Here is a 12,548-nt window from a genome sequence, read left to right as displayed (position 1 = left end):
CCGCTAACAGGTATGAGCCCCGTCCCTGGGGGACGGGGCTCATACCCGCTTCATCGCGCCGTCTGATGTGGGCAGATGCGCTGTGCATGCGTGTGCGCATGCACAGCGCCCAGCCCCCACTAAGCGATCGGCGTCGGCGGCTGCTCGCCCCGGAGGACGGCGAGGGTGTTGTCGGCGGCGAGGACTGCCATGGCGGTGCGGGTCTCGACGGTGGCCGAGCCCAGGTGCGGCACGAGAACCACGTTCTCGAGGTCCAGCAGTTCCGGATAGACCTGGGGTTCCTTTTCGAAGACGTCCAGGCCTGCGCCTGCAATGGCGCCCGTGCGCAACGCGGTGGCGAGGGCGGCTTCGTCGACGATCGGTCCGCGGGCGGTGTTCACCAGGTACGCGGTGTCCTTCATCGCTGCGAGCTCGTCGGGACCGATCAGGTGGTGGGTGTTCGGCCCGTAGGGGCAGTGCAGGGACACGACGTCGGACACGGCCAGCAGTTCGTCCAGTTCAACCCGGCGGGCGCCCAGTTCCGCGGCGATGGCGGGGTCGATTTCGCTGCGGGACTGGTAGACGATCTCCATGCCGAAGGCCTTGGCCCGGCGTGCGGTGGCCTGTCCGATCCCGCCCATGCCCACGATGCCGAGGGTCTTACCCTGCAGGCTGGAGCCGAGGAGGAAGAACATGCCCCATTTCCAGGGCTGGCCGGCGCGGATGAGCCGTTCGCCCTCGCCGAGGCGGCGGGTTGCCATGAGGATCAGCCCGAAGGCGATGTCGGCCGTGGCTTCGGTCAGCACGCCGGGGGTGTTGGTGGCGGTGATGCCGCGACCGGTGCAGGCCGGGACGTCGATATTGTCGTAGCCGACGGCGACGTTCGAGACGACCTTGAGCTGCGGTCCGGCGGCGTCGAGCAGTTCGTCGTCGATGCGTTCGGTGAGCAGGCTGACGATGGCATCGGCCCCGGCGACGCGGCGCAGGAGTTCTTCGCGGCTGATGGATTCGGTACCGGCCCAGGCGTCGACGTCGTGTCCGGCGCGGAGCTTGTCGAGGGCGGCTTCGGGAATGCGTCCCGTGACGACGACGCGGCTCATGCGGTCTCGATCCATTCGCGCAGGCGGCCGAGGCCGTCGCGGATGGCGTCCGCTTCGATGCCCGAGTAGGCGAGCCGGATGTACTGGCGTTCCTCACAGGGCAGGCGGCGGCCGAAGTGCTCGCGCGTGCAGAAGGACACACCGGTCTTGTACAGGGCGTCGGTGGCGAAGTCGCCCACCGCGGTGTAGCCCATCCGGGCCATGGCTTCGGTGACGTCGGGGAACAGGTAGAAGGTGGACTGCGGCACGGCGACGCTCATGCCGGGGATGGAGTTGACGAGTTCGCAGGCGGTGTCCCGGCGCTTCTGCAGGACGTCGAGCATCTGCTGCACGGAGTCCTGCGGGCCGCGGAGCGCTTCGATGCCGGCCCACTGCACGTAGTGCGTGGTGCAGGACTCGTCGTTGGTGTTCAGCGTGCTGAGCACCTGGGCGATTTCACGCGGGGCGACGGCGCAGCCCAGGCGCGAACCGGTCATGGCGAATTTCTTGCTGAAGGTGTAGAGGATGACAGTGCGCTCGGCCATGCCCGGAAGCGCTGCGATCGAGCTGGAAACGCCTTCGTAGCGGGTCTCGAAGTAGGCCTCGTCGGAGAGGACCCAGAGGTCGTGTTCGATCGCGATCTGCGCGATGGCTTCCCGTTCGGCCGCGGTGGACTCGGCCGAGATCGGGTTCTGCAGGTCGTTGTAGATGATCGCTGCCGTGTTAGGGGTGATCGAGGCGCGGACCTGGTCAAGGTCGATCGCGAAGCCCGTGCTGGTGGGCACGTAACGGTACGGCACGGCCGTGCCGCCGAGGTACTCGATCTGCGATTCGTAGATCGGGAAGCCGGGGTTGGGGTAGAGCACTTCCTGGCCGGGATTCATGACCGTCTGCAGGAACTTCGTGATGACGGGCTTGCCGCCGGTCATCACCACCACGTTCTCGGGGGAGAACTCGATGCCGCGGCGGGAGCCGATGTCCTCGGCAAGGGCTTCGCGCAGCTGCGGGATGCCCGGGCCCGGGCAGTAGCCGGTGTAGCCGTCGGCGATCGCCTTGTTCATCGCTTCCACGATGTTCGCGGCGGTGGGGATGTTGATATCGCCCAGGTGGAAGGGGTACACGAGGTTCCCCTTGGCCTTCCAGGCGGCGGCGGCTTGGGCGACGCTGAAGGCGGTTTCGGTGCCCAGGCGTTCGAGCCGGTTCGCGAGTTTCTGCATGGTGTTTCACTCCTCGTCGAGTTGGAGAGCGATCCTGCGACGGATCCGGTCTAGTATATGATTGATATATCAGGGGGCAAAGTGTTTTTCGTCACATTTCGTGACTTGCTCTTCCCGACCCGCCGGCGGCTACCTGAAGTCCCGCGATTTTGGCGCGGCTGGCAGGCCAAGGGCTTCCAGCCTGTCCGCCACCAGGTTGGTGACGCCGTCGGGGGACCGTTCCAGGAAGCCGCGCACCACCAAGGCCACTGCCTCCCGGGCCACCCGGCGGTGCCGTTTCCAAAGGCCGACGCTGCAGATCACGTTGAGGATGCCGCTCTCGTCTTCGAGGTTGACGAAAGTGATGCCTTGCGCGGTCTGGGGACGCTGCCGGTGCGTGACCAGCCCCGCGGCTTCGATCCGGGTACCGGAGGCAACCCCTGCCAGGCTGTCGATGCGCAGCACCCCGCGTTCCTCCAGGCTGCCGCGCACATGCCGCATGGGATGGTCATCCGTGGTGACGCCGGTGGACCATAGGTCCTGGATGACGCTCTCCTGGGGTGAAAGTTCCGGCAACAGCGGCAACTGGAAGGGCAGTTGCGTGCCCGGCAGTTGACCCTGCCGTTCCAAAGCCGCACTGCCCGCTTGCCACAACGCTTCGCGGCGGCTCAATCCCAAGGAGTCAAGGGCGCCGGAGGAGGCGAGCGCTTCCAATTGTTCGGAGCCGAGATCCGCCCGGCGGGAGAGGTCCGCCATGTCCAGGTAAGGTCCGTTCTCCTCCCGCTCGGCAACGATCCGCTTCGCCACATCGGCTCCGATGTTCGTGACTCCGTCGAGGCCGAGGCGCACCGCATGGGAGCCGTCGCGGCGGTGCAGGTGGTCCTCTGCCGGAAGGTCCGGGCGGAACGCTCCAGGCTCGGGCTGCGTGGCAAGCAGACAGGAATCCATCCCGCCGCGGCGGGCGGCAGCCGGGGCACCCGCTTCCGTGCCGCCGTCGTGCTCCTCCAACGGTTCGAGGGTCGCTTCCGCCCGGGAGCGGAGGATGTCCGGCCGGAGCACCCTGACCCCGTGCCGCCGGGCATCGGCCACCAGGCTCTGCGGGGAGTAGAACCCCATGGGCTGGGCGCGGAGCAGCGCCGCCAGGAACGCTCCGGGGTAGTGCAGCTTCAACCAGGAGCTCGCATAGACCAGCACCGCGAAACTGAGCGAGTGGGATTCGGCGAAGCCGAAGTTCGCGAAGGCCTCGATCTTGGCGTAGATCTGATCGGCGTCGTCCGGGCTGATCCCGTTGGCGGCCATCCCGGCATACAGCTTGGCTTTGAGCGATTCAATCCTTTCCACCCCGCGCTTGGAACCCATCGCCCGGCGGAGCAGGTCGGCGTCTTCCGCGGTGCAGCCGCCCACGGCGACGGCCATCTGCATCAGTTGTTCCTGGAACAGGGGGACGCCGAGGGTCCGTTCCAGCACGGGCTCCAGCAGGGGATGGAGGTAGGTGACGTCCTCTTCGCCTGAGCGGCGGCGGATGTAGGGATGCACGGCGCCGCCTTGGACGGGGCCGGGACGGATCAGGGCGATCTCCACCACGAGGTCGTAATACCTCCGTGGTTTCAGTCGGGGCAGGGTGCTGATCTGGGCGCGTGATTCCACCTGGAACACCCCGATCGAATCGGCGCGGCAGAGCATGTCGTACACCGCGGGTTCTTCCTTGGGGATCGTCTCGATTTTCCAGTGTTCCCCGAAGTTGTCCTCGATCAGGTCGAAGCAGTACTGCAGGGCCGCGAGCATCCCCAGGCCCAGGAGGTCGAACTTGACCAGGCCCATCCATTCGCAGTCGTCCTTGTCCCACTGCAGCACCGTGCGGTCCTCCATCCGGGCGTGCTCGATCGGCACCACTTCGCCCACGGGCCGTTCCGTGAGGACCATGCCCCCAGAGTGGATGCCCAGGTGCCGCGGGAAGCCCATGATCCGTTCGGCCAGTTCCAGCACGGGTCCGGGGATCCCGTCCTCCTTGCCTTCCTCGACGCCGTTCCAGCGGTCGATCCGCTTGGACCAGGCATCCTGCTGGCCTTGGCTGTAGCCCAGTGCCTTGGCCATGTCCCGGACGGCGTTCTTCGGCCGGTAGCTGATGACGTTCGCCACCTGCGCCGCATTGAACCGCCCGTATTTGCCGTAGACGTACTGGATGACCTCCTCCCTGCGGTCGGAATCGAAGTCGACGTCGATGTCCGGCTCCTCCTCGCGCAGGCTTGAGAGGAAGCGTTCGAACGGGAGTTTGTAGAAGATGCTGTCGACGGCGGTGATCCCCAGGGCGAAGCAGACGGCGGAATTCGCCGCCGAACCGCGGCCCTGGCAGAGGATGCCGCGCGACCGGGCAAACTGCACGATGTCGTGGACGATCAGGAAATAGCCGGGGAAGTCCTTCGCTTCGATTACGGCGAGTTCCTGTTCGATCCGGGCATGGACGTCCCCGCCTGCGCCCGGATACTTCGCCGCGACCCCCTGCCTGACGAGTTCGCGCAGCCAGGAGATGGGGGTGTGCCCCCGGGGGACGTCGAGCTTCGGAAGTTTCGGCCGGGCAGCCCGCAGCTGGAAGGCGAGGTCGTCGGCAAGTTCCACTGTGTGTTCGACGGCGCCGGGGTAGCGGGCGAAGCGTGCGGCCATCTCCGCCCCGCTGCGCAGGTGCGCGCCGGAGTTGGACGGAAGCCAGGCATCCAGTTCGTCCAGGCTCCGCCGTGCCCTGACCGCGGCGAGCGCCGTGGCCACAGGATACTGCCCGGGTGCGGCGTAGTGCACGGCGTTGCTGGCGATCAGGGGAACCCGGGCCCGCGCCGCGATCCGGGCAAGGGCGTCGTTGTGGTCCGTGTCCAGCGGGTTGCCGTGGTCGAAAAGCTCCACCACCACGTTCCCGTGCCCGAAGCGGTCCAGGAGGGCATCGAGCTCCCGCGCCGCTGCCCGTTCGCCTCCTGACAGCAGCGCCCGGCGCACGGATCCTTTGCGGCAGCCGGTCAGGACCAGGCAATGGCCATGAAGTGTTTCGGCCAGGGAGTCGAGGCTGTAGACCGGCTTGCCCTTCTCCGCGCCGGCGGCCAGGTGGGCAGCGGTCAGGGCGGAGGCCAGCCGGTGGTAGCCCTCCTCCTTGCGGGCGAGGACCAGCAGGTGTCTGCCTTCGGGGTCGGCTTCGCCGTGCTGGGGTTTGCCCAGTTCAAGGGAGAGTTCGCTGCCGAACACGGTCTTCAGTTGGTAGGCCTCCGCTGCCTCGGCCATCCGCACGATTCCGTAGAAACCGTCGTGGTCGCTGAGCGCGAGGGCGTGCAGGCCCAGCCGCACGGCCTCCTCCACGAGCTCTTCGGGTGAGGAAGCGCCGTCGAGGAAGCTGTAATGCGAGTGGGCATGAAGTTCCGCGTACGGGACCGATCCCTGCGCCGGGGGAAGCGCCTGGGTGGGCAGCGGATGGTAGGGGCCGCGTTTCCGGGACCAGGCGGGGCTGTCCCCGCCGTCGCCCTTCTGCCCGCGTTCCCGTGCAGGGAGCCTGCCGGAGAGGGTGCCTTCGAATTGCGCCCAGGTGAGCGGTGAATTGTGCCAGCCCATGTCGGTCTTTCTTGCTTGGTGTTGCTGGGGCCAGGATGGCGGAGCCGCCTAGTCGTAGCGGGCTTCAGCCCACCAGCGGTCCCCGGTCAGGAGCAGGAGCCAGGCGTCGCCGTCGCCGTCGACGATCTGGAAGCGTTCAGCATGGCGACGGCGGCCCTCGTCCCACCAGCGCTGCCGCAGCGGCCAGGGGCCGGTCCATTCGGCCACCGCCCGGCGCGGCGCGGCGCTTCCCCCGGCGGCCTCCGGACAGAACCAGTGCGGCGGGGAAAGCAGGGTGCCGCGTTCGTCAATGCGGACTGGCTCCCCGGCCGCATCCAGCAGCAGGACCGGGACAGGGGAGGTGAAGACCGTGGCAGGCTGCGGATCCGGAATGCTTCCGGGCCAGGGCCTGGCCGCCTGGACTGCAGCCTCCCGCGGAACGGGATCGCCCCACGGCGTGAGCAGCCGCCGTTCGCTGAGGACCCGGCCGCCGGAGACAGCGGGAACCAGCACAGCTTCCTGCCCCAGCATGCTTTGGAGCCGGCTCAGTCCGTGATGAATCTTCTCCTCTGCACCTTCACCGAACAGGGCCTGCCCGTGGCCGGTAATGGAGTCCACCCGCCCGGGAATCAACTCCACCCGGACGATCGCCGAGGTGATGCCGCCCGCGTTGAGGCCGCCGGAGGGGTCCGCCGAGCGGGGCTGGAGCTGCCAGCGCACCCGGTCGACGACGTCGTTCGCCGTGAAATGGCGGGGATGTCCCCACAGGCGCTCCGAGCGGATGCCGGAATCGTCCAGGAGGGCAACCTTGAGTTCCGTGCACACCAGTCCTGCGTCCTGCAGTGCCGCAACGAACTCTCCGGCGGGTGCCCGCAACTGGAAGGCAATTTGGTCGATGCGGTCCAGCCCGGGTTCGAAATCCACCTGCCGGTCCAGCTTCCGCGGAGGCACCCGGGGAACCACCACTTTGGGATCTTCGCCGCCGGCCATGGCGTGGGCCAGGACGCCGGCTGCACCGAAACGGGCCCGGACGTCGGACAGGGGGAGCTGCGTGAAATCCCCGAGGGTATGAATGCCGAGCCGCTTCAACAAGGAAGCCAGCTTCGGCTGTTCCAGGGCTTCCACGGGAAACGGGGCCAGGAAATCCCGTGACGTGTGTGGCGGCAGCACCAGGAGTGCGACGCTTTCGGTGGTGCTCCGGGCGGCCTGCACGGCGGCAAAGACGGAATCGGCAACCCCCACCCGGGCCTCGACGCCCAGGGAATCGGCGGCGTCGAGCACGGCCCCGCCCGCTGACTCCTCGCTGCCGTAATACCGGGCAGCACCACGGACCCGGACGGCACACAACCCCGGACGCAGCACTTCCACTCCAGGGCTCCGCTCTTCCAGGGAAGCGAGGACCGGCTCGAATTCCCGGGCATCCCGCAGCGGGTCCGCCGGGCACACCGCCAGCGAAGTGCACCGGGTCTGGGCTTCCCGGAGCCGCAGGCCGCGGACCACGCCCTCCGCCCGGGCCTCCGCCGAACATGCCGCCACCCTGCCCTGGGAGATGACTGCGGCAGGGACGTCGGCCGGCAGCTCATCCGCGAGGCGGGCCGCCACAAGCGGCCAGTCCGGGAACCAGGCCGCCATCACCCTGGAAACCGCTCCGCCAGACATGTCTTAGGCCCCGATCCGGTACGCCGAGGAGTCTTCCGGAACCCTTCCCGCAAGGTCCACGACGGCGGTCCGTGAGGCACCCCGCAGGGCCACTTCGAGCCGGAGTTCCTGGCGGGCAAGGTGCCCGTACCCTTGGCCAAGGCCTTCCCATTCGTGCCCGCTGACGCGCAGGACCGCCTCGCTTTGCGGCCAGTGGCCTGCCACGAGGAGGACGGAACCGCGCTCGCGGAGCCTGGCCCCGAGGCGGGCGGCTTCTGCAGGGGCTGCCCGGGACGGGGCGCAGGCAAGGACCACGGGGAGGACATCGGCCATGGCGGCGAGCACTTGCATCCAGCGCTCGCCGGGATCGGGGACCAGGACCAGACGATCCAGTGCGACGCCGAACCCCGCCGCCGCTTCGATCCCGAAGTCGGGAAGCCCCATGACTCCGCACCAAGCGCCTTGCAGGGACGGTCCCGCCAGCAGGGCCATTGCAAGGGACATGGAACCCTGCAGGGAGTACACGGCTCCGGGCCGCAGGCCGCCCGGCAGGACTGCCTTGAGTGCCGGAAGTACGGGGAGGGAATGTTCCCGTGCGCGCCTGCCCTGCAGGAGGTGGATCTTGGCCTGCAGGTCCTCGCCCGGCGAAGAGCGCAAGGAGCCGGGAGGGAGGTCGGGTAGCGCTTCTGACATACTCCAATATTCGAATATATGTTCGAATACGTCAATTGCCGCGGGGACGCCGGGAGAGTGGGGGTTCCGTTCCTGTCCGCTCCTTGGCATGGTGAGGGTACGGGGGCCGTTCACGTGTTTGAAAAAGCGGGTGAACCGATAAAATTGGGCAATTACGGTCGAAGAACATTGGGGCACACCGAGTTGGATGAACGGAACACGGGCAGCGGCCCGGGGCATGTCGAAGCGCTGTTCGAATCCTCGGTAGGGCGCGGCTTGGTCCATAAGCTTTCCCTGTCGGAAGTCTTCCTGACGGACTTTGTCCAGATGGGACCGGGCCGTTTTGCGGCAGGAGCCCAATGGCCGCGCTGGCACGTCTTTTACGGATCCAGCGACGGCCTGCCGGATTCGGCGCTGATGGCCGAGACGCTGCGGCAATCGGTGATCCTGTTGGCCCACCGCAACGGTGTTCCCATGGACTACAAGTTCCTGATGCCCAGGCTCGGGGTGTCCATGGAGGAGGTGAAGCTGGATCCCTCGATCCCGACGCAGCTTTCGATGGAGCTCGAGCTCAGGGACGTGAAGCTGAGCGCGGGAACGCCCGCTGCGCTCACGGTGGATGCGACGTTCATGGTGGGCGGCGAAACCATTGGCAGGGGCAGTGCCGGGGCCCGTATCGTGACGCCTGCCGGCTATGAGCGCTTCCGCCGCTCCGCCGTGGTCGAACAGCCTCAGTCCAGGGGCTCCTTGCTGAAGGCCTCGGTGGTGGGCCATTCCACTGCCCGGAACGTGATGCTGGGGGAGGAGGTCCGGCCCTCCGTCTGGCCGCTGCGGGTAGACACGAGCCACCCGATCTTCTTCGACCACCCCTTGGACCACGTGCCGGGGATGCTCCTGATCGAGGCGGCCAGGCAGGCCGTGCGTGCCGCCATCGGCCGACCGGAAGCCGATTTTTCCCGCTTCGAAGCGGAGTTCGTGAAGATTGCCGAACTCGCCGACCCGGTTGAGCTGGCAGTGACCTTGCCGGACGCCGGGGAACCGGATGCGACGGCGGAACCCGGAAGGCAGGATTCAGTGCAGGTCCGGGTGCTCAACGGTGACGAGGTCCTGATGATCCTGCAGGCGGCCGTCTGGAACTGAGCCGGCCCGGAACTGAGCCGGCCCGGGCTATCCGGGTTTGGCCCCGGGTCGCCAGGTTCAGCGGCGCTGCTCGCCGTGGTGGGAAGCCGGGTGGTGGGGGGCGATCGCGGGCATCATGAAGTCCCACATGTCATCGATCCGCTTCAGGACATCCTTTCGGCCTGTCATCACGTTGGACACCATCTGGCTTCCCGTGAACGAGGCCACCAGGTAGTGGGCGAAGTCGCTGGCGTCCAGATCCTCCCTGATGTCCCCTTCCCGCTGGGCCTGTTGTGTGAGGAACTCCATCGTGGCCATCCAGTCCTGGTAGGGGCCCTTGACATCCCCGTTGAATGCCGAGGCCTCGAAGGTCAGGCGGATGCCGGCACGGACGACGGGCTCGTCGAGCAGTTGCTGCCCGAAGGTCTTGCACATCGTGATCATGGTTTCCAGGGCGGGAAGCCCGGCGGACGCGATCTTCTCGCCGGCGATCCGCACGATGTTGTGCTGCTCGGCGATGACTGCAAGGGCGAGGTCTTCCTTGGACTTGAAATGGAAGTAGAGCGCGCCCTTGGTGACGTTGGCGCGCTTGGTGACGTCGCTCAGGCTCGCATTTCCGTAGCCGACTTCCTCGAAGATGGAAGCGGCTCCCTCGATCACGGCCGTTCGGGTGGCTTTGGCTCGTTGTTGCATAGTCAGCGTCAGGACCTCTCCGGTTCTCCATCCGGGATACTTGGGTTCATGATTCCATCGATTGCCGGAGCCCGGGGAACATGACAGCCGGTGCCGGCGCACTCCCCGGGGTGGTGGTGCTGGGCTCGTCGGGCTTCATCGGCCGCCGCATCGCTGCGTCGTTGGCCGGGAAGGCCCGGGTGACCGCGCCCTCCCGGAACCCCGGCACGCGGAATCCCGATGGCCCCGCCGGGCCGCAGGGACACCACGCTACCAGCACGGTGGCGGAGCTCACCGCGGCCGGCGTCACGGTGCCGGGCGCCTTCCTGCCTTTCCTGCGGGATCTGGAGGATCCGGGCGTCGTGGTCCACGCCGTCTCGTACGTCGGCTCCGACCCGGCGCTGGCCCGCGAGGTCAACGAGGCCGGCACCCGGAACATCATCGAACAATGCCAGCACTCCGGCAATCCACGCCTTATCTACCTCAGCACCGCCAGTGTCCACGGCATGGGCCCGCACCGGGGCGGCGGACCGTATCCCCGCAGGCCGGCCTCGGCGGCCAGTGCCGCGCGCGCGGCGGCCGAGCGCATGGTCCTGGACTACGGCGGCGAAGTCGTGCGTCCCAACCTCGTGTTCGGCGAAGGTGACCGCTGGGCGGCGCCCGGCCTGCTGCGCATCATCGACGCGGCCGGCGGGTGGCCCGGGAACGGTGCTGCCCGCTTGTCGGTGATCGACGCCGGCAGCCTGGGGGAGCTCGTGGCCGGGCTGGCGCTCGCGGATCCGCAGCCGGGGCGGGCCTTCTATGCCGCCTATCCCGCGCCGGTTCCAGTTTCGGTCCTGGTGGAGGAGCTGTGCCGGGCGTCCGGGCGTCCGGTGCCGCCCCTTCTGGGCGATGCTCCGGAGGTGTGGGAGTCCGTGCTGGATGCGGGGTTCAGCAGGCATCAGATCGACCTTGTCACGGTGGATCATTTCTACCCTTCCGAACAGCTGTGGCGGATAAGCGGCGTGGTTCCCGGCGCCGAGCCTGTCGCGGGGATGTTCCGGTCATGATCCGCCCGGAGGGGTGGCCCGCACCGAAACAGGATGAATGGTTTGTTTAACACTGATTATGACCCTACACTGGGAAGCAGGCCAGTCTCGTTTTGCGAACCGGGCCTGATAGCAGAAATGGGGGGAGGTGCGGCCGATTCGTCGACCGCACCTTATCTGCTTAAGCCGCCCGCAAAAGCCGTCGCGAGGCCTGTCAGGTGCCGATTTCCATCTCACACCGATGTGGTTTAGTATTGACGAGTTGCTTCGGCGGGAACGGGAAAGTTCCTGCCTGGTGATTTCCGGGGCTGTGGCGCAGCTGGTAGCGCACCTGCATGGCATGCAGGGGGTCAGGGGTTCGAGTCCCCTCAGCTCCACCGAAGAAGAAACACCCCGCCCGGTTGGGCGGGGTGTTTCTTTGTCTCCGAGGGAAGGCGGATCGAGCCGATGCAGGACGTGGAACTGGACAGGGTTCTCGCCGGGCTCAGGCGGTTCCCGGATATCGAAGCCCCGAACCTCTTCGCCCATGACGCGAGCGACAGGCTGCTCCTGGAAACCGCGGAGGAACACCTGCGCCCGGGAACGCGGGTCGCCGTCGTCGGCGACCGCTACGGCGCCCTGACGCTTGGCGCCCTGGCCGCCCTGGACATCGGCGGGATCCGCGTGGCCCAGGACCTCCATTCCGGGCGCAGTGCCCTGGAACGCAACGCCGCCGCGGCCGGCTACGAGGGGCGTTTCGAATCCTGCCCGCCGGGACCCGGGCTGTACGTTCCGGAATTGTTCGACGGCGCGGGACTGGTCCTGCTCCAGCTGCCGCGTTCGCTGGCGGAACTGGAGGAAATCGCCGACGCCGTTGTGCGCCATGCACCCGAAGACACGGTCCTGCTGGCCGGCGGCAGGGTCAAGCACATGTCCTTGGGGATGAACGGCGTCTTGGAACGCTACTTCGACACCGTCCAGCCCCAGCTCGCCCGGCGGAAGTCCCGCGTACTGGTGGCCCGCGGCCCCAAACGGCCGGCAGGCGCGGCCCGCTTTCCAGCCCTCGAACAGGTACCTGAGCTCGGCATCACGGTGGCCGCCCACGGCGCCGCCTTTTCCGGCGGGAAGCTGGACATCGGGACCCGCTTCCTGTTGTCCTTCCTCGACCGCATGCCAGACGCCGGCCACGCCGTTGACCTCGGCTGCGGCACCGGCATCCTCGCCACCATGTATGCGCGCAGCCACCCCGACGCGAGGGTCACCGCCACCGACCAGTCCGCGGCCGCCGTCGCCTCCGCCGCAGCCACGGCCGCGGCCAACGGCTTGGGTGACCGTATCGCCGTCGTGCACGACGACGCCATGTCAGGATTCGAAGCGGGCAGCGCGGACCTCATCCTGCTCAACCCGCCCTTCCACCTCGGAGCGAGCGTCCACGCCGGAGCGGCACTGAAGATGTTCGAGGCCGCGGCACGGGTCCTGGCACCGGGGGGCGAGCTGTGGACGGTGTACAACAGCCACCTCCAGTACCGCCCGGCCCTCGAACGGCTGGTAGGGGCCACGGAAGAGGTCGGCCGGAACCCGAAGTTCACCGTCACCCGCAGCGTCAAGGCCTGAGGGGC

Annotated in this window: 9 protein-coding genes and 1 tRNA gene; 4 read left to right on the top strand and 6 right to left on the bottom strand. The window is 67.7% G+C overall.

Annotated elements, in window-relative coordinates:
* Positions 1-119: 119 nt before the first annotated feature.
* The 5 genes from DWV11_RS09660 to DWV11_RS09640 all read right to left on the bottom strand — a co-directional run bounded on the left by DWV11_RS09660 (position 120) and on the right by DWV11_RS09640 (position 8,152).
* Positions 120-1,079 (bottom strand): 2-hydroxyacid dehydrogenase, encoded by a 960-nt coding sequence (locus DWV11_RS09660; RefSeq protein ID WP_115788679.1) that lies wholly within the window; start codon positions 1,077-1,079, stop codon positions 120-122.
* The gene (locus DWV11_RS09655) at positions 1,076-2,275 is read right to left on the bottom strand and encodes a pyridoxal phosphate-dependent aminotransferase (protein WP_115788678.1); all 1,200 of its coding nucleotides are present in this window, start codon (positions 2,273-2,275) and stop codon (positions 1,076-1,078) included. Before DWV11_RS09655 ends, DWV11_RS09660 begins: the two co-directional genes overlap by 4 nt.
* Before the next feature lie 129 nt (positions 2,276-2,404).
* Positions 2,405-5,842: an error-prone DNA polymerase gene (locus DWV11_RS09650; protein ID WP_115788677.1), complete on the bottom strand. Its 3,438-nt coding sequence runs from the start codon at positions 5,840-5,842 to the stop codon at positions 2,405-2,407.
* 48 nt (positions 5,843-5,890) lie between these two features.
* Positions 5,891-7,480: a DNA polymerase Y family protein gene (locus DWV11_RS09645; RefSeq protein ID WP_115788676.1), complete on the bottom strand. Its 1,590-nt coding sequence runs from the start codon at positions 7,478-7,480 to the stop codon at positions 5,891-5,893.
* Positions 7,481-7,483: 3 nt separating this feature from the next.
* The gene (locus DWV11_RS09640) at positions 7,484-8,152 is read right to left on the bottom strand and encodes a hypothetical protein (RefSeq protein WP_136017893.1); all 669 of its coding nucleotides are present in this window, start codon (positions 8,150-8,152) and stop codon (positions 7,484-7,486) included.
* A gap of 183 nt (positions 8,153-8,335) precedes the next feature.
* Between DWV11_RS09640 and DWV11_RS09635 the strand changes: the two genes are divergently transcribed.
* Positions 8,336-9,271 carry a ScbA/BarX family gamma-butyrolactone biosynthesis protein gene (locus tag DWV11_RS09635; protein ID WP_168404649.1) on the top strand — a complete coding sequence of 312 codons (936 nt, stop codon included), beginning with the start codon at positions 8,336-8,338 and terminating at the stop codon, positions 9,269-9,271.
* Positions 9,272-9,328: 57 nt separating this feature from the next.
* Here DWV11_RS09635 and DWV11_RS09630 read toward each other — a convergent pair whose 3' ends face one another.
* Entirely contained in the window at positions 9,329-9,943 is a 615-nt protein-coding gene (locus DWV11_RS09630) for a ScbR family autoregulator-binding transcription factor (RefSeq protein ID WP_115788673.1), read from the bottom strand.
* An 80-nt stretch (positions 9,944-10,023) separates the two neighbouring features.
* Between DWV11_RS09630 and DWV11_RS09625 the strand changes: the two genes are divergently transcribed.
* The 3 genes from DWV11_RS09625 (at position 10,024) to DWV11_RS09615 (ending at position 12,543) form a co-directional block, all read left to right on the top strand.
* Positions 10,024-10,971, top strand: coding sequence for an NAD-dependent epimerase/dehydratase family protein (locus tag DWV11_RS09625; protein WP_115788672.1), 948 nt, complete (start codon positions 10,024-10,026; stop codon positions 10,969-10,971).
* A gap of 283 nt (positions 10,972-11,254) precedes the next feature.
* Positions 11,255-11,327 (top strand) — tRNA-Ala (locus DWV11_RS09620).
* Between the two features lie 70 nt (positions 11,328-11,397).
* Positions 11,398-12,543 carry a class I SAM-dependent methyltransferase gene (locus DWV11_RS09615; RefSeq protein WP_115788671.1) on the top strand — a complete coding sequence of 382 codons (1,146 nt, stop codon included), beginning with the start codon at positions 11,398-11,400 and terminating at the stop codon, positions 12,541-12,543.
* Positions 12,544-12,548 lie beyond the last annotated feature (5 nt).

Origin of the sequence: Arthrobacter silvisoli, from assembly GCF_003369445.1 — a bacterium.
GTDB lineage: Bacteria > Actinomycetota > Actinomycetes > Actinomycetales > Micrococcaceae > Arthrobacter > Arthrobacter silvisoli.
Note: the sequence above shows the minus strand (reverse complement) of the source record. Positions and strands in the feature narration are given on the sequence as shown.

What these genes read in the sequence shown, in the direction of transcription:
- DWV11_RS09655 (WP_115788678.1), bottom strand. Translation starts at nt 2,275, where the DNA reads ATGCAGAAACTCGCGAACCGGCTCGAACGCCTGGGCACCGAAACCGCC.
- DWV11_RS09650 (WP_115788677.1), bottom strand. Translation starts at nt 5,842, where the DNA reads ATGGGCTGGCACAATTCACCGCTCACCTGGGCGCAATTCGAAGGCACC.
- DWV11_RS09640 (WP_136017893.1), bottom strand. Translation starts at nt 8,152, where the DNA reads ATGTCAGAAGCGCTACCCGACCTCCCTCCCGGCTCCTTGCGCTCTTCG.
- DWV11_RS09660 (WP_115788679.1), bottom strand. Translation starts at nt 1,079, where the DNA reads ATGAGCCGCGTCGTCGTCACGGGACGCATTCCCGAAGCCGCCCTCGAC.
- DWV11_RS09630 (WP_115788673.1), bottom strand. Translation starts at nt 9,943, where the DNA reads ATGCAACAACGAGCCAAAGCCACCCGAACGGCCGTGATCGAGGGAGCC.
- DWV11_RS09615 (WP_115788671.1), top strand. Translation starts at nt 11,398, where the DNA reads ATGCAGGACGTGGAACTGGACAGGGTTCTCGCCGGGCTCAGGCGGTTC.
- DWV11_RS09645 (WP_115788676.1), bottom strand. Translation starts at nt 7,480, where the DNA reads ATGTCTGGCGGAGCGGTTTCCAGGGTGATGGCGGCCTGGTTCCCGGAC.
- DWV11_RS09625 (WP_115788672.1), top strand. Translation starts at nt 10,024, where the DNA reads ATGACAGCCGGTGCCGGCGCACTCCCCGGGGTGGTGGTGCTGGGCTCG.